General features: G+C 58.5%; 18 protein-coding genes and 1 tRNA gene. 7 read left to right on the forward strand and 12 right to left on the reverse strand.

What is annotated here, in order from left to right; translation table 11 throughout:
* Positions 1-29: 29 nt before the first annotated feature.
* From ACZ5A6_RS04550 to ACZ5A6_RS04565, 4 genes are all read left to right on the forward strand, one after another.
* The gene (locus tag ACZ5A6_RS04550; RefSeq protein WP_065704973.1) at positions 30-1,082 is read left to right on the forward strand and encodes a FecCD family ABC transporter permease; all 1,053 of its coding nucleotides are present in this window, start codon (positions 30-32) and stop codon (positions 1,080-1,082) included.
* Positions 1,079-1,900 (forward strand): ABC transporter ATP-binding protein, encoded by an 822-nt coding sequence (locus ACZ5A6_RS04555; RefSeq protein ID WP_080798786.1) that lies wholly within the window; start codon positions 1,079-1,081, stop codon positions 1,898-1,900. The genes ACZ5A6_RS04550 and ACZ5A6_RS04555 overlap by 4 nt, the downstream gene beginning before the upstream one ends.
* Complete coding sequence (locus ACZ5A6_RS04560; RefSeq protein WP_174061458.1) at positions 1,897-2,352, forward strand: pseudoazurin; 456 nt, start codon at positions 1,897-1,899, stop codon at positions 2,350-2,352. The genes ACZ5A6_RS04555 and ACZ5A6_RS04560 overlap by 4 nt, the downstream gene beginning before the upstream one ends.
* Before the next feature lie 116 nt (positions 2,353-2,468).
* A complete protein-coding gene (locus ACZ5A6_RS04565; RefSeq protein WP_003512602.1) occupies positions 2,469-2,966 on the forward strand; it encodes a ferritin in 498 nt (165 codons plus the stop codon).
* A 60-nt stretch (positions 2,967-3,026) separates the two neighbouring features.
* Here ACZ5A6_RS04565 and ACZ5A6_RS04570 read toward each other — a convergent pair whose 3' ends face one another.
* The 3 genes from ACZ5A6_RS04570 to ACZ5A6_RS04580 form a co-directional block, all read right to left on the reverse strand.
* Entirely contained in the window at positions 3,027-3,230 is a 204-nt protein-coding gene (locus tag ACZ5A6_RS04570) for a hypothetical protein (protein ID WP_013635930.1), read from the reverse strand.
* Between the two features lie 170 nt (positions 3,231-3,400).
* Positions 3,401-3,661: a hypothetical protein gene (locus tag ACZ5A6_RS04575; protein ID WP_003512603.1), complete on the reverse strand. Its 261-nt coding sequence runs from the start codon at positions 3,659-3,661 to the stop codon at positions 3,401-3,403.
* A 138-nt stretch (positions 3,662-3,799) separates the two neighbouring features.
* Positions 3,800-3,876: transfer RNA gene (locus ACZ5A6_RS04580), tRNA-Pro, on the reverse strand.
* Positions 3,877-4,095: 219 nt separating this feature from the next.
* Here ACZ5A6_RS04580 and ACZ5A6_RS04585 point away from each other — a divergent pair.
* The gene (locus ACZ5A6_RS04585) at positions 4,096-4,632 is read left to right on the forward strand and encodes a DUF1269 domain-containing protein (RefSeq protein WP_174061457.1); all 537 of its coding nucleotides are present in this window, start codon (positions 4,096-4,098) and stop codon (positions 4,630-4,632) included.
* A gap of 94 nt (positions 4,633-4,726) precedes the next feature.
* On the opposite strand, the gene ACZ5A6_RS04590 is transcribed toward ACZ5A6_RS04585, so the two are convergent.
* From ACZ5A6_RS04590 to uppC, 6 genes are all read right to left on the reverse strand, one after another.
* Entirely contained in the window at positions 4,727-5,407 is a 681-nt protein-coding gene (locus tag ACZ5A6_RS04590) for a hypothetical protein (protein ID WP_236776150.1), read from the reverse strand.
* A 230-nt stretch (positions 5,408-5,637) separates the two neighbouring features.
* Positions 5,638-5,787 (reverse strand): hypothetical protein, encoded by a 150-nt coding sequence (locus ACZ5A6_RS04595; protein WP_003512607.1) that lies wholly within the window; start codon positions 5,785-5,787, stop codon positions 5,638-5,640.
* 78 nt (positions 5,788-5,865) lie between these two features.
* A complete protein-coding gene (uppF, locus tag ACZ5A6_RS04600; protein WP_025593231.1) occupies positions 5,866-7,107 on the reverse strand; it encodes a polysaccharide biosynthesis O-antigen ligase family protein UppF in 1,242 nt (413 codons plus the stop codon).
* Entirely contained in the window at positions 7,104-8,657 is a 1,554-nt protein-coding gene (gene uppE / locus ACZ5A6_RS04605) for a polysaccharide biosynthesis glycosyltransferase UppE (RefSeq protein WP_003512611.1), read from the reverse strand. The genes uppF and uppE overlap by 4 nt, the downstream gene beginning before the upstream one ends.
* Before the next feature lie 221 nt (positions 8,658-8,878).
* On the reverse strand, positions 8,879-10,021 hold the full coding sequence (gene uppD / locus ACZ5A6_RS04610; protein ID WP_149909820.1) for a polysaccharide biosynthesis type 4 glycosyltransferase UppD: 1,143 nt from the start codon (positions 10,019-10,021) through the stop codon (positions 8,879-8,881).
* A gap of 17 nt (positions 10,022-10,038) precedes the next feature.
* On the reverse strand, positions 10,039-10,611 hold the full coding sequence (gene uppC, locus ACZ5A6_RS04615; RefSeq protein WP_174061456.1) for a polysaccharide export protein UppC: 573 nt from the start codon (positions 10,609-10,611) through the stop codon (positions 10,039-10,041).
* Positions 10,612-10,820: 209 nt separating this feature from the next.
* Between uppC and uppB the strand changes: the two genes are divergently transcribed.
* A complete protein-coding gene (gene uppB / locus ACZ5A6_RS04620) occupies positions 10,821-13,085 on the forward strand; it encodes a polysaccharide biosynthesis protein UppB (RefSeq protein ID WP_174061455.1) in 2,265 nt (754 codons plus the stop codon).
* 21 nt (positions 13,086-13,106) lie between these two features.
* Here the strand turns inward: uppB and uppA are convergent, their stop codons facing one another.
* The gene (uppA, locus tag ACZ5A6_RS04625; RefSeq protein WP_174061454.1) at positions 13,107-14,339 is read right to left on the reverse strand and encodes a polysaccharide biosynthesis GNAT family N-acetyltransferase UppA; all 1,233 of its coding nucleotides are present in this window, start codon (positions 14,337-14,339) and stop codon (positions 13,107-13,109) included.
* A gap of 98 nt (positions 14,340-14,437) precedes the next feature.
* Complete coding sequence (locus tag ACZ5A6_RS04630; RefSeq protein ID WP_003512618.1) at positions 14,438-14,650, reverse strand: DUF2842 domain-containing protein; 213 nt, start codon at positions 14,648-14,650, stop codon at positions 14,438-14,440.
* A 227-nt stretch (positions 14,651-14,877) separates the two neighbouring features.
* Here ACZ5A6_RS04630 and ACZ5A6_RS04635 point away from each other — a divergent pair, with 227 nt between their 5' ends.
* The gene (locus tag ACZ5A6_RS04635) at positions 14,878-15,996 is read left to right on the forward strand and encodes a COX15/CtaA family protein (RefSeq protein ID WP_174061453.1); all 1,119 of its coding nucleotides are present in this window, start codon (positions 14,878-14,880) and stop codon (positions 15,994-15,996) included.
* A gap of 6 nt (positions 15,997-16,002) precedes the next feature.
* Here ACZ5A6_RS04635 and ACZ5A6_RS04640 read toward each other — a convergent pair whose 3' ends face one another.
* Positions 16,003-16,848 (reverse strand): aminoglycoside phosphotransferase family protein, encoded by an 846-nt coding sequence (locus tag ACZ5A6_RS04640; RefSeq protein ID WP_174061452.1) that lies wholly within the window; start codon positions 16,846-16,848, stop codon positions 16,003-16,005.
* Between the last annotated feature and the right edge of the window lie 10 nt (positions 16,849-16,858).

Below are 16,858 nucleotides of genomic sequence, written 5' to 3' on the forward strand. Positions count from 1 at the left end.
TTCCAGACAGTCCTTTCAGGCAGGTTTTCATGACAATTGCTGCCCGCAACGCCGAGGCCATCGGTGCGCACCGGCTGCGCGAGCGCCGTCGCTGGCGTGTCGTCTCTATCTTCTTCGTATTGATGGCGGTAAGCCTCGTTCTCGATATCGCCACTGGTCCTTCGCTGCTGTCGCCCGCCGAAGTGGTGAAGTCGCTGACCGGCCTTGGCGAACGGGCCGCCATGACCGATTCCATCGTGCGCGGCCTTCGCCTGCCCATGGCGTTGATGGCGCTTGCCGTCGGTGCGGCACTCGGGGCAGGTGGCGCGCAAATGCAGACCCTGCTCAATAATCCCATGGCGAGCCCCTATACGCTCGGTATGGCCGCAGCGGCCGGTTTCGGTGCGGCGCTGGTGCTGGCGCTTGGCGGTCTCGGGCTGGATGCCATGATTGCCGTTCCGCTGGGCGCGTTCGTCTTTTCCATGCTCGCAGCACTTTTTCTCTTCACGCTGGCCTCCATGCGGCAGATGACGACCGAAACCATCATTCTCGGCGGCATCGCGCTTCTTTTCCTGTTTCAGTCGCTGCTGTCGCTCATCCAGTTCCTGTCATCACCGGAACTGTCCCAGCAGATCCTTTTCTGGCTGTTCGGCAGCCTGACCAAGGCGACCTGGCCGACGCTTGGCCTGACCGCTGCCGTGACCGCCCTCTGCTGCGCCCTGCTGATGGCGGATTGCTGGAAGCTGACCGCGCTCAGAATGGGGGAGATGCGGGCGGCAAGCCTCGGCATCAATGTCCGCTGGCTGCGCATGAAGGTTCTCGTCATCGTTGCCATCATGACCGCGACGGCCACCAGCTTCGTCGGCGTCATAGGTTTTATCGGGCTGGTCGCGCCGCATATCGCCCGCATGACCGTGGGCGAGGATCAGCGCTTCTTCCTGCCCATGTCGGTGCTGAGCGGCGCGCTGATGCTGTCGGCTGCCTCGATCCTCTCCAAATCGATCGTTCCCGGTGCGCTGTTCCCGGTTGGCATCGTCACGGCCATTGTCGGCGTGCCGTTTCTGATGTGGCTGATTTTCGCTCCGAAAAGGCGCGGCCGATGATGGTTCTCGATTCTATTTCCGCCGAGCGCGGCGGACAGACTGTTGTGAAAGGGCTGTCGGCGCGTCTGGAGGCGGGGCATATTCATGCCGTCATCGGCCCAAACGGAACGGGCAAGACGACCCTTCTGAGAGCGATCTTCGGCGATCTGCCACTTGCTGCCGGTTCGATCAGCCTCGGCGACCGCCGTCTTCGGGCCGGGGAGCGGGCGGGGCGGTATATAAGGCAGTGGCGCGACGGCTTTGCCTACATGCCGCAGGACACCACGTCCGATATTGCGCTCAGCGTGCTGGAGGTGGTGGCACTCGGCCGTTTCGGGCGTCTGTCGCTGCATATTGACGACGAGACGCTCGACCTGGCCATGACACGCCTGCATCAGGCGGGAATAGCGCATCTGGCGGGCAGGGAGATCGCCTCCCTCAGCGGCGGGCAGCGGCAGATGGCGCTTTTCGCGCAGGTTCTGATGCGCGAGCCGCAGGCGATGCTGCTGGACGAGCCGGTCAGCGCGCTGGACCTCAAACATCAGGTGGCGCTTCTCGATCTGGTGCAGCAGGAAACCCGCGCCAATGGCTGGGTAACGCTGGTAGTGCTGCATGATCTCAACCTCGCCTGCCAATATGCCGACAACCTGCTGGTGATTTCCGGTGGCGCATTGAAGGCGACCGGCGCGCCGGGAGATATCGTCACGCCGAAACTCATTTCCGAGACCTACGGGGTGACGGTGGAAGTTTTGCGGGACCGGCGCGGCAATCCCGTCATTCAGCCGGCTGGCGACCCGCTGCCCGAACATTTCAAAACCCTTGAAGGAATAATTGCATGAAACGATTTTTGATGACGTTTGCCGCGGCTTTGGCCGTAACCTTTTCTGTCGCGCCGTCCTTTGCTGCCGAACACAAGGTGCTGATGCTCAATTACGGCACGGACGGCAGCATGGTGTTTGAGCCTTACTATGTAAAGGCAGAGCCCGGCGACACCATCACCTTCGTGCCGCAAAATTCCAGCCATTACGTGCAGTCCTATGCCGTTCCGGAAGGCGTAACGCCCTGGAAAGGCAAGCTCGATGAGGCCTTCACCGTTACCGTCGAGAAGGAAGGCGTCTATCTCTATTATTGCCCGCCGCATCTGATGATGGCGATGATCGGTGTGATCCAGGTCGGCAAGCCCGTCAATCTGGAATCGGTCAGGCAAAAGGCGGAGAAGCTGCGCCCCAAACTGGTCATGAAGGGCGAAAGGCTGGACGCGGCTCTGGCACAGGTAACGCCGGCGCAATGACGCCATCTCCGTGCTCGACCGGATGGGACGCTCGATCCCTCTTATCTCGCTCGCCGGGTGTGTGAAGCAGCCCATACGAAAAAATTGGCTGCAATCACCATAACAAGGATAAACCAATGGCAAATAAACTAGTCGAAACGACATTGAACGACCTGCTCAACGGCGAATTGCGCGCCCACCACGCCTATCTTCAGGCGGCCGCCTGGGCGGCTGAGCGCAATCTCGATGGTTGCTACAAGTTTCTGCTTGGCCATGCTGCCGAAGAGTTGGAGCATATGCACCGCATCTTCAGCTTTCTGAACGATCTCGGAGCTCCAGTTATTTTCACCGAGCTGCCGGCTCCACAGGTCACTGCAAACGATATCAAGGGGTTGTTTGCAATTGTCGCGCAACACGAATCGCGTGTCACCGCCGCCATCAACGCAGCGGTTGATCTCGCGCGGTCTGAAAAAGACCATGCGACCACATCCTTCCTGCAATGGTTCGTGAACGAACAGCATGAGGAGGACAGCCTGTGCCGCACGATAATGGGCAAGATCGAGCTGATCGGTGACGGTCCCAATGCGCTTTATCTGATTGACCGCGAAATCGGCGAACTGGCTGAAAAGGCCTGAAAGCTGCGCAGCATTCACTGGATATTCCACAAGCTGCATCAAACGCAGCTTGTGGCTGGTTCAGTCACTTCCTAAATCCGGCGTCCATCCACGCGTATAGCCTTTTCCCATGATGGCAACCGCAAGGGAAAGCTGTTCCTGCAAATGTTCGATTTCGCCCAGCAGCGTTTCAACAGCCGCCTTCGCATCGCCATCATGACACTGGATGACATATCCAGCTATGTCGTCAGGCCGTACAGGGGTGATTTTTTCCGCATCGGGCATATCGGTTGACCTCTCGTTTGTTCACTAAATGTTCTAATTTTAGCAGAGAGTCAACAAGGCAAATGCGTGCCGTCTCTAGATGGTCACAGGCTTTGCAATGAGGGTATATTTCTAGAATTATCGTTGAATGCACTCGCGCCCGCCACGGCCTCGCACCGCAGTGTCAAGCGTCAATGAACGGATGGATCTTCGCCGTCCAGGAAGCTGCGAATTCCATCTTTCTCACAGGTGGCCAGGAATTCTTCCCAGGCGTCCTTGTCTGTCGTGAAAGGTTCTTCCCAGGTGGTGACATCATCATGCTCGCTGATAACCTCGAGCGTCCAATCCTGCTGGGTGCCAGCCGGCCGGTAGATATCAACCAGAACCGTGATACCGTCGTCTTCAAATTCGCCTGAGAATTCCGAGTGTTCAATTTTTGTTTTTTTGACCATCACAGCACACCTCGTTCTCAGGCTTGGATAAACGCACACCCAGACCGCATCTTGTCAATTCGCGCATGGCGCCGGCGAGAATGTGGCTGAAAAAATTATAGCCAGCTCTGGGGGAACTGGCTATCTATCTGTTTTTAATGGTCGGAGCGGCGGGATTCGAACCCACGACCCCTTGACCCCCAGTCAAGTGCGCTACCGGGCTGCGCTACGCTCCGAACCTGAAAGCCGTTTATATATAAGCCTGTTAGGGCGCAAGCGGAAAATAGCCTTTTCTTGAAAAAAGGAACAAAGGCTGTGGACGGTGGGCAGGGGACTTTCTTCCCGAAGATGTTGCCCGTCAAACGCGTGACACATCATCCTTCCATCATGGCGGGAACCTGCCGTGTTCTTTGGCGTTCCAATCTAAGCGAAACTGAAATTCAGGGAGATGAAACATGTCCGAACTCGTCGTTGTCGGTTTTGACGGAACGGAAGAGGCCGACCGGGTCCTTCTGAAACTTGCTGGAATGAAAAAGGAATATCTGGTCGATCTGGAAGATGCCGTCGTCGTCGTTCGCGATGAAAACGGCAAGGTGCACCTGAAACAGAGCGTCAATCTGACGGCGATCGGTGCAAGCTCCGGTTTTCTCTCCGGTGGTCTCTGGGGCGGCCTCGTTGGCCTGCTGTTCCTCAATCCGCTCGCGGGATTTGCGATTGGCGGCGCGATCGGTGCGGGAACGGGTGCGCTTGCGGGGTCGCTGACGGATTACGGCATCGACGACGATTTCATCAAATCTCTGGGTGAAACCATCCCGAATGGCTCTTCGGCGTTGTTCGTGCTGATCCGCAAGGTGCAGCCGGAAAAGGTGATGGCGGAACTGGAAGGTCTTCGTGGGCGGGTCATCAAAACCTCGCTTTCGCCAGAGCAGGAAGCGCAACTGCAAAAGGCGCTTTCCGGTGGAACGGAACAAGCCGCAGCACCTACCGCCTGAATGCGGCAGAGAAGATGCTGCGGCATGATCTATGTCGCAGCAGATCTATAAGAGTGCGGCGGCGCTCTTTGCGACCCTCGCCGGAAACGTTGGCTTAAATCGTCAGCGTTCCGGTTTTCGCCTGCGGCCAGGTCAGATAATAATACCGACTGCCGACATTGCCAAAAAATGCGTTGTCGCCGGAAATACTGTCGACATAGGCGCCGCCGGTGGTCTTGGCATAAGCGGAACCGTCGCGCTTGAGGTGGTCCTTCAGAAAATCGCTCCAGCCGGTCGTGGTAATCTCGGTTGCCGGTTTTGAGGTGGTTGTGTTGTCGGCCTCCACGTCCCAGGCTTTTATCCTTGCGCCTTCGGTCGGATCGGAGACTGTCAGCGTTCCAGCGGCCAGCGCTTCCAGCATTGCCTTGGCTTGCGTAGCTTTGCTCGGGTCCTTGGAGAGTTCTTCCAGCGTCGCCTTCAGGCTTGTCATGAAACTGGCCTGTGTAATGTCGCCGGATGGCGCCTGTGTGCTGGTGTCGTCGGTCTCCGCGTCAGTGCCGGAGACTTGCGCATATTGCGCCAGAAGCTGGGTCAGCCGCGTATTGGTGGAGGAGGGCGAGGTGTCGATCCCGTAGGAGTCGAGGATCGCAGTTCGTGGTGAGGAGGTCGAAGCGGAATTGTCCTCCTGCTCCTTGATGGCCTTGAGTGCGAGTTTGGTGGAGTTGATGCGTGTGGACAGGTCGACGGAGGAGACCATTGCGCTCACTGTTTCCATGATCAGGCCGATACACGTCATGCATACCGAACCGGCTCGGCGAAGATTCTCGATCCCGCCTTTCGTCTCCTCTCATAAGAAGACCGGGTGTATCCCCAGGCGTCTCAAGCTTGGGATGCACCCGGTCTAATAGCCGAACTTTGCGCGACGCTTGCGGACATATAGTGCGTCTCTAATGAAACGAAGCGTTGGACGCACTCAATGCCTTGGTTTCAGTCATGAAACCGCTACGCATTTTTTACTGGAAGTGCTCAGTTTTCCTGCACGGAAACACCGTTCGGGCCGATATTCATCTCGATCCCCTTCGGTTTGCTTTCTTCGTGCCAGACATAGGCTCCAAGCCCGACAAGAACCACCAGAAGTGCGCCAATGATAAAATAGAGATTGTTCGTCTGCGTCATAGGATGTCTCCCCGTTTGACAATCATGATCGCGGGCTAAACGCATGAAATAATGTAAGGTTCCGTAAGGGTAAGGACTTTATGTGGCACTTCTGCTTTGGCGCAGGCTTTCGCGCTTTTCCAGAGCCATGCATCCCCACAATATGCCGAGCAGCAGGAAGAAATGCCGCCAGTGGTCGGTGTCAATGACGTTGCCGATCATCACATGCCCGACAAAGGTTACCCAGGAAATGATGAGAAACGGCTGCCAGGGCCGCTGGCGCAGCAGCAGTTTGAAGCAGGCGGCAATGGTCCAGCAGATCAGCGTGAGATAGATGACGAAGCCAAACCAGCCATGCGTGGTCAGGCTCTTCAGCCAGATATTATGTTCCGCGGCGGGAAAGATGTCATCGAACACCATGGGGCCGATGCCGAGCGGATGTTCCATCGCCATCAGGAAACCGAGATAGTGGCGGGCAAAACGTCCGAGATGACCGCCATCATAGGATTGCACCGCCGAGGCGCGGCTGGAGAACAGGTCTGCTACCTGCTTGAATTGCAGGGCGATGATGACGGCTGCCACCATCAATGCCACGGCGACGAGAAACAGAACGAGGATTTTCAGCCGGAATGCCGCCGTACGCTCTTTCAGCAGCATGACGAAAACCAGAAGCACTGTGGAAAACAGGAAAAGGCCCCATGCGGCGCGTGAAAACGACAGGAACACGGCAAGAGACAGAATGAGCAGGCCAAGGATCCGCCATGGCGCATGCATCGCCTTGCCGGAGAGCAGGCCGTAAATCAGATACAGCGACGGCGTCACCAGGAAGGGGCCGAAGACGTTCGGGTCCTGAAAGGCGCCCTTGGCGCGATCGTAAAGGGTAAAGACCTCGAAACCGGGAATGGCGTGAAAATATCCGATGATGCCGAGCAGGGAGGTAATCAACGCTGCGGCGAGCCAGGCCCGGAAAATCAGCAGCAGCCGCTGGTGCTTGTCCTCGATGATGGCAGCATAAAAAACCGAGGTCAGCGCCAGAAAGGTCGATACGGCGAGATAAAGCGGCCCCTCGTCAAGATTGGCCATGGTGGTGAGCGAAAGATAACCGCCGACATTGAAGGCAAGCAGCAGGCACAGAAGCAGGACGACGGTGCGCGAAAGGCGCAAGCCCAGCAGGAACCAGATGGCCACTTGCCCTACCATCATCAGCTCATAGGGCGCCGGTTCGGAAATCACGAAGCCGGAAAGAAAGACGCCGAAGGCAATGAAGAACGCGCCGACCAACCGCATGGCGGCAAGCGGTGCGTCAAAATCCGGTGCGTGCTGGTAACCGGTGTGGGTCAATAGGCATTTTCCGATTTGAGCAGCCGGATCGGTGTCAGGAACAGGATCTTGAGATCGAGAAGCAGCGACCAGTTCTCGATATAATAGAGATCGTATTCGGTGCGGAACTTGATCTTGTCGCCGTGGTCGATCTCACCACGCCAGCCATTGATCTGCGCCCAGCCGGTAACACCGGGCTTGACCTTGTGCCGGGCGAAATAATGCTCCACCACCTCGGTATATTTCAGGTCGCCCGTCTGGGCGTGCACGGCGTGCGGACGCGGCCCGACCAGTGAAAGATCGCCGTAAAGAACGTTGAAAAGCTGTGGCAGCTCGTCCATCGAGGATTTTCGCAGGAACCGCCCGACCGGCGTGACACGCGGATCGTTTTTCGTGACGGCCTTTTTTGCCGTGGGATCGCTGAGTTCCGTATACATGGAACGGAACTTCCAGACATTGATCGTTTCATTGTTGAAGCCATGACGCTTCTGCTTGAAGAACACCGGGCCTTTGGATGTCGTTTTGACGGCAATAGCCGCGCCCAGCATCACCGGCCACAACAGAACGATGCCGATAATGCTGAAGACGATGTCGAACACCCTTTTCCCGACCGAATCCCAGTCGCGTATCGGCTTGTCGAACACGTCGAGCATCGGCACCGCGCCGACATGGGAATAGGCGCGGGGGCGGAAACGCAATTTGTTGGCATGGGCCGCGATACGGATATCGACGGGTAGCACCCACAGCTTGCGCAGGAGCTGGAGGATACGCGCCTCGGCACTGAGCGGCAGGGCGATGATCAGCATGTCGAGCTTCGTCAGGCGGGCGAATTCCACCAGTTCCGCGAAGGTGCCGAGCTTGGGGTAGCCGGCAACCACATCGGGCGAACGCTCGCTTTTCCGGTCGTCGAAAATGCCGCAGATGCGGATATCATTGTCCGTTTGCTGTTCGAGCGAGCGGATGAGGTCCTTGGCGGCATCGCCGCCACCGACTATCACGGCGCGACGCTCCATCACGCCGTTGCGGCCCCAGTGGCGAATGGCGAAGCCGAGGATCAGCCGTCCGGTGAAAATGGCGATTGCGCCGGTGGCGTACCAGATGGCAAAAGTCTGCCAGGAATGCAGCGCTTCTGGCAAAAACAGAAGAAGGATGCCGGCGACGGTGACGAAGGACAGGCAGACGGCGCCCTGAATGCGGGCAAACATTTTCAGCGGCGCGCGCAGCGTCGGCAACTGGTAACAGTCGCCGGCCTGCAAAAGAAACACGCAAACCGCCGCGCCCAGCACCCCAATGCCGAAAACCGCAAGAAAGGTTTCAAGCCCCTGCCGCGCAGCGATGCCGTTGACGATGGCCGCGATGATCGCAAGCATCGAAAATTCGAGAAGACGCAATTGGCCTATGACCATGTTTGGCGAATGGTTGCCGGCGCGAAGTTGGTTGGCGATCTGCCGGGCAAGCGGATTGAGAACAACGCTTTCCGATGCGGAAGGCTCACCCGCATCGCGCTCGGAGATTTGCTGGCGCAACGTCGCCAGATCGAATTCAAGTCTTCCCTTGTCAGCCTTGGTCATTGCTTTGGTCCGCACCCTCCAGCCCATCGGCCCGAAAACCGGAATCGATTTTCGAAGGGAACGATGCGCAACTTCAAAGTGGTAGAGCACAGTTTTCGCATCCGTGCGGATACGTGCGCTCTACGAACAGGAAACTAGCCGAAACATGCTAAGAAACGTTTATGATGAGTTTCTACAGGACGGCGGAATATACAATTAAAAATCGTGTTTTTGAAATGTTTCTAGAGCGAAAGCAGGTGACGATAGAGCTTCATCATGTCGTCGGCCATGACAGGCGTTGAAAATTTCGCCTTGAAGCTGTCGGGGCGGGGCATCACCCGTTTCCCCCAGTCCGGGCTCTCGGCATCCTTGACCATTATCTTTGCCAGCGCATCGGCGTCTCCAGCCGGAACGAGCGCCTCGCTGTCTTCTCCCAGAACCTCAACTATGCCTCCAACATGCGAGGCGATGACGGTTTTCCCCGCAGCAAGCGCTTCCAGCACGATGTAAGGCATCGCCTCGGCGCGTGAGGGAACGACAACAGTCGTCGCCAGCGCAAATGCCTGTCTGGCGGGCATGGCGGCGTGCATGGAAATGCGCTGCGAAAGTCCGGCCTTGGCGATCATATCAGCATATTTGTCCCTGTCCGGCCCATCGCCCACAATGACGCCGGACATGGGCTGGCCGATGCTGCGTTCCATCTTGGCGAATGCCCTGATGAAGATGTCGGGGCCCTTCAGGTCACGCAGCATGCCGATATAGAGAAAGCGCGCTGCCCCTTCGCGGGCGGGCACGGTTTCAAACTCGCTTTCCTGCACGCCGTTATAGATCATCGCCGTGCGGGTGCGTGGTTTGCCGACCTTGGTTTCGTAGGTTTCCTGTTCGAAATTGCAAACGAAACACAGGGCGTCCGTGAAATGCTCCTGAAACCGCTCGATACGCAGGAACAGCTGCCCTTTAAGGCTTTTGCGATCGTAATGCAGGCTGCCGCCGTGCGGCGAATAGAGGCGGGCTACGCGATACTTGTTCACCCGCAACAGTGAGCCGATCAGCCGGGCCAGAGCGCCACCCTTGGCGCTGTGCCCATGCAAAATATCCGGCCGCAAACTTTTGATATGGTTGTAGGACTTAACGAGCGCCCAGAGGTCGCCGGGGCTGATCGACCGCTTGATCGGCAGGCGGGTCAACCCTAGCTCCAGCATCGGGGCGATCTGCGCGAAAAGCCGTTCCTCATGCGCGCCGCCGGTCGAACTATCACAGACGATGCCGACCTTGTGGCCCTGCTTGACGTGTTCTTCGATCAGGTCGCGGACATGGCGGAACACGCCACCGACGGGAGAGCGGAAACAGTGAATGATGCGCAGGGGAGGACCGTCATCCGCCATGTCAGCCGCTCCGTTTTTCAGAAGAAGCGTTCACGCACATAGACCGTATCGCCCGCAAGAATTGGTGCGGTGATCCCGATCCGGCCGGTCATCACCTCGGTATTGATCTTGCGGGTGATATCGACATCGGACTGGTTGGCGCGTGGCGTGAAGCCGCCGGCGATGGCGATGGCATTCTGCGCCGTCATGCCCGGCACGTAGGAATATTGGCCGGGACGGCCGACTTCGCCCATGATGAAGACGGGGCGATAACGATCGATCTCGATCGTGACGTCGGGATCGCGCAGATAACCCTGACGCAACTTGGCGGCAATGGCGGCTTCGAGCTGCGGCAGCGTCTTGCCTCGGGCGGGAACCTGACCGACAAGCGGGAAGGCGACATAACCAGCCTGATCCACCGTATAGGTATTTGTCAGCCCGGTCTGTTCGAACACGTTGATGCGCAGCCTGTCACCGCTATCGACATGATAGGGCTGCAGGGCGCCCTCGTGAAACGCCTTGGGCGCAGGTTGATATGCCGCGCAACCGGAAAGGGCCGTTAGAACGGCAAGCGTCAGTGCGGTGACATGTCGTGATCCGGCGAGCGGCATCTCATCTGGCTCCGAGTCGAACTATGAGCATTCTTATCGTTCTGTTAGGGTTAATGGGCGGTAAACAGCCAGTCGCAAGGATGGTAATATCGGCTTTATTTCATCGGCTTCGTCACAATTAACTGTTGTGTTACCGGAAAGACTTAAACTTCGCGAAAATTGGCCTCTATATTTGAGCGCCCGAGGTGTGTCTCGGTTACGGAGCCCGTATGAACGGCGATCGCATTGATGACAGGGATGTGGATATCGATCTCGCGCGGCTCGTCGCTGCCATATGGCAGCGCAAGGGCAGGATAGCGGCGATCACGCTGCTTGCCGGGGGCGCCGCCTTCGTTGTCGCAAGCATGATGTCGCCCGCTTACAAGGGCGAGGCGCGCGTCCTCATCGAATCGCGCGCGGCCTCCTTCGGTGCGTCGCAGCAGTCGAATGCGCCCGCCGAACCCGTGCTCGATGAATTGACCATCTCCAGCCAAGTGCAGATCCTGCAATCGGTCGACCTTATCAAGCAGGTCGCGAAAGATATGAAGCTTTATGAGCGGCAGGAGCTTGACCCGGCGGCGCGTCCTTCTCTCGTCTCGAAGCTGCTGGTTGCTGTCGGCGTCAAGAAAGATCCGCAGCAGGTGCCGCCAGAGGAACGGATACTGAAGGCGTTCCAGGAGAGGTTGCAGGTCTACCAGGTCGAAAGCTCGCGCGTCATCACGGTCGAGTTCTCGTCCGAGGACCCCATGCTTGCGGCAGCAGTCCCCAACGCGATGATGAAGGCCTATATCGCGCTGCAGAGCGGCGCGAAACTGGACACAAGCACGGAGGCGGCACGCTGGCTGGAGCCGGAAATCGCCAGTCTGCGTGAGAAGGTTCGCGATGCGGACAGGAAGGTCGCGGATTACCGCGCCTCGTCCGATATTCTGTCGGCAGGGCAGGGCGAAACGCTCGCCACCCGGCAACTCAGTGATATCTCGACCGAACTTGGCCGTATCCGCGGCGAGCGGGCGAATGCGGAGGCGCGGGCAGAAGGCGTGCGCAACGCGCTTTCGAGCGGCCGCCCACTCGATACTTTCCCCGACGTCGTCGCCTCGCCGATGATCCAGAGACTGAAGGAAAGCGAGGCTGCCATGCGCAGCCAGATTTCCGATCTGTCTTCCTCGCTGCTGGAAGGCCATCCGCGTATCAAGGCGCTGCGCAGCCAAATTGACGGCATACAGCGGCAGATTCAGGAAGAGACCCGCAAGGTGCTCGCAAGTCTCGAAAACGAGGCCAATGTGTCCCGCCTGCGGGAGCGGCAGCTGGTTCAGCAGTTGAACGTGCTGAAAACGGAAAGTGTACGCGCCGGTGAGCAGCAGGTTGGCCTCAACGACCTGGAGCGCGAGGCCTCGGCTCAGCGCCAGCTTCTTGAAACCTATCTCGCCCGTTACCGCGAGGCGACGTCGCGCGCCGGTTCAGCCGAATCCACGCCCGCCGATGCCCGCGTGATTTCAACCGCAGTGGAGCCGCGCGAACCCTATTTCCCGAAGACCGGCGCCATCACCATCGTCGTCACGCTGGCGGCCTTCCTTCTCTCCTGCATCGTCGTCATGCTCGTGGAACTGTTCACCGGGCGGGCGTTGAAGCCGGTTGGCAAGACCCATGTCCCGCCGCTGTCCGATCCGCCACCGCCCGCCAAAGCGCGTGCTGACATGGATGAGACACCGGATACGCCGGAACAACCGCTTCCCGCACGTGAAGAGGATGCGCTGCCTGCGGTTCGTTCCATGCCTGCCGCTGCCCGCCAGTCCATTGTCGAACAGGAAGCGCAGATACCGGTCGCGGCTGTCGCTGTCACATCGGCCTTGCCAGTTGCAGATGCCATGGCTGCGAAAGCGGACGCTGCGGAAGAAGAGATCGACAACGTCGACAATTTCTCGATCGACGCCGTCGCGTCTTTCCTCGCCACCCGTCTTGCCAAATCCGTCGCAGCGGTCGTGTCTCCAGCTGGTGATAGTGGTTCGACCACCACCGTCATGCTGGCGCGCGCCCTGTCCGAAATGGGCCGTTCGGTCGTTCTCGTCGATATGACGGCATCGGCCTGTCCGACGCGCCTGATGGCGCCTGAGACCGGACTGCCGGGCGTCATGGACCTTTTGGCGGGTGCCGCCGCCTTTGGCGAAACCATTCACGGCGACCGGCTTTCCGATGCCCATATCGTGCCGCGCGGCAATGCGCAGCCGCGAGAGGCCATGCGCGCGATCGACCGGTTGACCATGATCCTCAGCGCGCTTTCCGACGCCTATGACACGGTTCTCGTGGAATGCGGCGCGGTGCAGATATCGAGCCTTGAGAAAATGCTGCGCAATCTGCCGGCGGAAATCGTCGTGTCCGTTCCCGGTAATGATAGCGAATTGCTGGAAAAGACCCTCGGAGAACTGGTTGCCCACGGCTACGAGCAGGCATTGCCGATGACCGGCATGCGCAAACCGGACCGTCTGAGCGCCGCCTGAGATGCTGTGGCCGATAACCGGTCAGTCGGCAGCGGGCGTTGCGTCCATGCTCGGCCGACCGGCGCGGAAACGCTGAATGAACGCATAGAGTGCCGGATTGGATTTGATCAGGCTCTTTGTCCGGGCAATGGCAACATAGGCAGAGGCCGCCGCGCGGCCCTTCAACGTCACCGGCAGGAAAATATCATGCTGCACGGTGAAAAGCGGACACCAGCTGCGCTTGTAGGGCTGGTCACCGACGCCGAAATCGAAGATCGCCGCATTTTCACTGCAAGCCCGTTCGATCATCAGCCAGAACAGCAGCTCACCGGGGCTGATTTCCGCGAAGGTCTCATCGATAGAACCGAACTGGCAGATGATGTGATCCTGCTTGCGGGAAAGGCCGGATATGGCAGCGATGAAACCTTCATTTTGACCATGCAGACGAATGGCGTGTAGTTCCAGAAGACTGTCTGTGCCGATCTCCGGAAAATTTGCGAGGTCATAGAAAAAGTCTTTTACCGATTGATCGCGAAAAACATCCGGAATGCCCTGCGATGCGAACCGGGCTGCCTTCTGTCGGAAAAACGTCTGCAATAATTCGCACTTTTCCCGTGGCGAATGGGCGATCACATGGCTGTAACCACCCATTTCCTCGGCTCTCCGGCTCTGGATGCGGAATTTCTTCCGGCGCCTCTTGGCGTTGATCTGCCGAAGCGTGCTCTCAAAATTTGCCAGTAAGGGAATCTGGAAGGCCGGGTTCTGGTTTTCGACTGATGCCAGATGCGAGAGCGGGTTGGTCCTGCCGCGCCAGATCAGCGGTATGTTCTGCAAGGCCAGAATATCCGCCTGGCCACGCAGCAGCTTTCGCGCTTCGCGGGCAATGGCTGCCGCCGTTTTGTGGCTGGCTGCTTCGGCGAAGGACCGGTCGAAAAGCCCGGTATTGATATTGTTGAAACGGCCGCCGGGAAAACGTGCCTTGCGGATGCCGCCTTCCAGAACGATTTCGAGCGGCAGCAGGAACACGGTCTTTCCGCTTTGCCTGCCGCGAATGATGAGGAGGGGTCTGTCCTGCGTGTGCGCCCAGATGGAGCACCAGCCGTAACCCTGATGCAGCGAATTGAGCGGGTCGCACTCCAGCTGTTCCCAGTCGGCGCGGATAGTGGAGGCATCGTCGACGAGATCGATAGCCAGGCGATCGGCGCCCCGCCGCTCGTTTTGCACGGCGGCTGGTCCTTCACCCTCGCTGACTATGACCGGCGCTTCAGCCGCCATCCACGCTCTCCGGTTGTTTCGGTGAGACTATATCGTTGAGCGGCAAACAAGAGGTTTATAAAATTGCGACCTCTGGATGTCCCGTAGAAAGCAGGTGCCTATTCCTGTTTTTTGGAGCCGGCCATCCATTTGATGACCAGCATGGCGGGCAGTATCCACAAAAGCCCACTCAGCACGAAGTAGGCAAGATGCACCCACCATGGAGATTGCGCCAGCGTCGCCGACGCGATGGCCGTCGCCGCTACGGCGTAGATGACGACGAGGCAGATGATGACGATGGTGCCGATGAGCGATCTGAGGCGAGGGTGCATGAAATCTTCCGTAACCGAGCATGTATCCCAAAAGTGTCATCGGTTTTGGGGAAAAGACATGCGTAAAACAAAAAATCTAGATCGTCTTGGTGATTCGAAGCAGAGACAGGACGATCTAATGTCTGGCGAAACTATACCGCCGCGACCGGATGCCGCAAACCCTGAGGCCTTGTTTTGTGGTGCCGGTTGGGGCTAATCAACATGACTGTATGATGGAGACCTCAAAGATGCATTCGAGCGGCATGACGATGGCAAATGGTTCTGCGGAAATGGTGGTGGAGGCTGCCCTGCAGAAACAGCAGAAGGATCGCCGCCTGCTGCGCATCTGGCTGCGCGTCGTTCTCTTCACGCTGTTCTGTCTTGTGCTTGTCGGCGGCGCCACGCGGCTGACCGAGTCTGGCCTGTCAATTACCGAATGGAAGCCCATCCACGGCGCCATTCCGCCGCTTTCCGTTGCCGAATGGGAAGAGGAATTCCAGCTCTACAAGCGTATTCCCCAATATCAGGAAATCAACCGGGGCATGTCGCTCGATGAGTTCAAGACGATCTTCTGGTGGGAGTGGGCGCATCGACTGCTTGCCCGCGCCATCGGTCTCATCTTCGCCCTGCCACTCGCCTTCTTCTGGCTGACCGGCCGCATCGAAAAGCGCTTGCGCCTGCCGCTCATCGGCCTTCTGGGGCTTGGCGGCTTTCAGGGCTTCGTCGGCTGGTGGATGGTGTCTTCCGGCCTCGTCAACCGTACGGATGTCTCGCAATATCGCCTGGCAACGCATTTGACGATCGCGTGCCTCATCTTTGCGGGCTGCATGTGGATATTGCGCGGCCTGTCGCACCATTCGGCCGATGCTGCCAATGAAACGACCGGCCGCCGTTTTGCCGCGCTGCTGACCTTCCTCTGTCTGTTCCAGATTTATCTCGGCGCGCTGGTGGCGGGGCTGAATGCCGGCCTGTCCTACAACACGTGGCCGCTGATGGACGGCTCCCTGGTGCCCGGCGATCTTTTCCTGCAACAGCCCTGGTGGATCAACTTGTTCGAAAACCCGAAGACGGTGCAGTTCGTCCACCGCCTCGGCGCCTATACGCTGTTTGCCGCCACGCTGTGGCATATGGTGTCCTTGGCTCGCGCCTTGTCCGGCACGCCGCATGCCCGCCGCGCCGTACTGCTCTTCGTGTTGATCTCCATTCAGGCGGCGCTCGGCATTACCACGCTTCTGATGCATGTGGATATTCATGTGGCGCTCGCCCATCAGGGCATGGCGCTGCTTGTGCTTGGTTTTGCAGTAGCCCATTGGCGAGGCTTCCTCGGCGAATACCCGGCACCTGTCGCGGTTGAGATCAGGGACTGAAAACCCTTAAAATTGCTTCAGGACAGACTTGATGGTTGTCGCGACGGCCATTTCGTCGTCGCGTTCGTGCGTGTTGCCATCTTCCTCGTGCCATGCCGCCGAAAGGCAACCGTAGGCGAAGGCATATTGCAGAAGCACCCGTTCGTTCCGTTTGAGCGCTTTCGCAAAAATCGACGCCATGGAGGCGATGCGTGCCTCGCTGCGTGTCAGATCGAAGCGGTCGAGTGGATTGGAGAACATGTTGGCGACGTCGAGTGCTGCATCGCCGATCAGGCCTGCCGGGTCGATGATGATCCAGCCACGCGCACTGCGCATGATGTTTTCGTGATGCAGATCGCCGTGCAGCGGTCGAATATTGCTTTGGTGCCCGATAAGCTCCTCGGCAAGCGAAGCGGCTTCGATATAGGGGCTGTCGGTGCCTTCGCTGCGATCGTGCTCGGCTTTACGGAACAGACTTTCGAAATATTGCGGCAGCGGCAGCAGGCTGGCTGGTGGCGTCTGCGTTGAAGGCTGGTGATAGTGAAGGAGAACATCGGCGGCGATTGCGGTCGTGGCATCATCGTCGCCGTCGCGGAACAGCACGTCGCGCAATGTCTCATTGCCGGCATGTTCCATGAGCAATATGTCGTCGGAGCGATCGAGCAGCTTCACGCAGCCGACACCCGCCCGCCACTCGATGAAATCCGCCCCGCGAAGGCTGTCTTTCAGAACCTTGTGTTTAAGTACCTTGGCGATGGCAAGGGAACCATTGCCTAGTCTGACTTCGTAAACCACCCCGGCAGGCGTGTCGGCAATCTGTTTTGCGGCCTCGATATTCCACGAGGCCGGAAAAAAGGGGATAGCTCGGCTCACGCAGAAAGCC

It is taken from the genome of Agrobacterium sp. 6Ca8 (assembly GCF_055382765.1).

What these genes read in the sequence shown, in the direction of transcription:
- ACZ5A6_RS04595 (WP_003512607.1), bottom strand. Translation starts at nt 5,787, where the DNA reads ATGACGCAGACGAACAATCTCTATTTTATCATTGGCGCACTTCTGGTG.
- ACZ5A6_RS04590 (WP_236776150.1), bottom strand. Translation starts at nt 5,407, where the DNA reads ATGACGTGTATCGGCCTGATCATGGAAACAGTGAGCGCAATGGTCTCC.
- ACZ5A6_RS04570 (WP_013635930.1), bottom strand. Translation starts at nt 3,230, where the DNA reads ATGCCCGATGCGGAAAAAATCACCCCTGTACGGCCTGACGACATAGCT.
- ACZ5A6_RS04630 (WP_003512618.1), bottom strand. Translation starts at nt 14,650, where the DNA reads ATGCACCCTCGCCTCAGATCGCTCATCGGCACCATCGTCATCATCTGC.
- ACZ5A6_RS04550 (WP_065704973.1), top strand. Translation starts at nt 30, where the DNA reads ATGACAATTGCTGCCCGCAACGCCGAGGCCATCGGTGCGCACCGGCTG.
- ACZ5A6_RS04565 (WP_003512602.1), top strand. Translation starts at nt 2,469, where the DNA reads ATGGCAAATAAACTAGTCGAAACGACATTGAACGACCTGCTCAACGGC.
- uppC (WP_174061456.1), bottom strand. Translation starts at nt 10,611, where the DNA reads ATGCCGCTCGCCGGATCACGACATGTCACCGCACTGACGCTTGCCGTT.
- ACZ5A6_RS04585 (WP_174061457.1), top strand. Translation starts at nt 4,096, where the DNA reads ATGTCCGAACTCGTCGTTGTCGGTTTTGACGGAACGGAAGAGGCCGAC.
- ACZ5A6_RS04560 (WP_174061458.1), top strand. Translation starts at nt 1,897, where the DNA reads ATGAAACGATTTTTGATGACGTTTGCCGCGGCTTTGGCCGTAACCTTT.
- uppE (WP_003512611.1), bottom strand. Translation starts at nt 8,657, where the DNA reads ATGACCAAGGCTGACAAGGGAAGACTTGAATTCGATCTGGCGACGTTG.
- uppA (WP_174061454.1), bottom strand. Translation starts at nt 14,339, where the DNA reads ATGGCGGCTGAAGCGCCGGTCATAGTCAGCGAGGGTGAAGGACCAGCC.
- ACZ5A6_RS04555 (WP_080798786.1), top strand. Translation starts at nt 1,079, where the DNA reads ATGATGGTTCTCGATTCTATTTCCGCCGAGCGCGGCGGACAGACTGTT.
- uppD (WP_149909820.1), bottom strand. Translation starts at nt 10,021, where the DNA reads ATGGCGGATGACGGTCCTCCCCTGCGCATCATTCACTGTTTCCGCTCT.
- ACZ5A6_RS04575 (WP_003512603.1), bottom strand. Translation starts at nt 3,661, where the DNA reads ATGGTCAAAAAAACAAAAATTGAACACTCGGAATTCTCAGGCGAATTT.
- uppB (WP_174061455.1), top strand. Translation starts at nt 10,821, where the DNA reads ATGAACGGCGATCGCATTGATGACAGGGATGTGGATATCGATCTCGCG.
- ACZ5A6_RS04635 (WP_174061453.1), top strand. Translation starts at nt 14,878, where the DNA reads ATGCATTCGAGCGGCATGACGATGGCAAATGGTTCTGCGGAAATGGTG.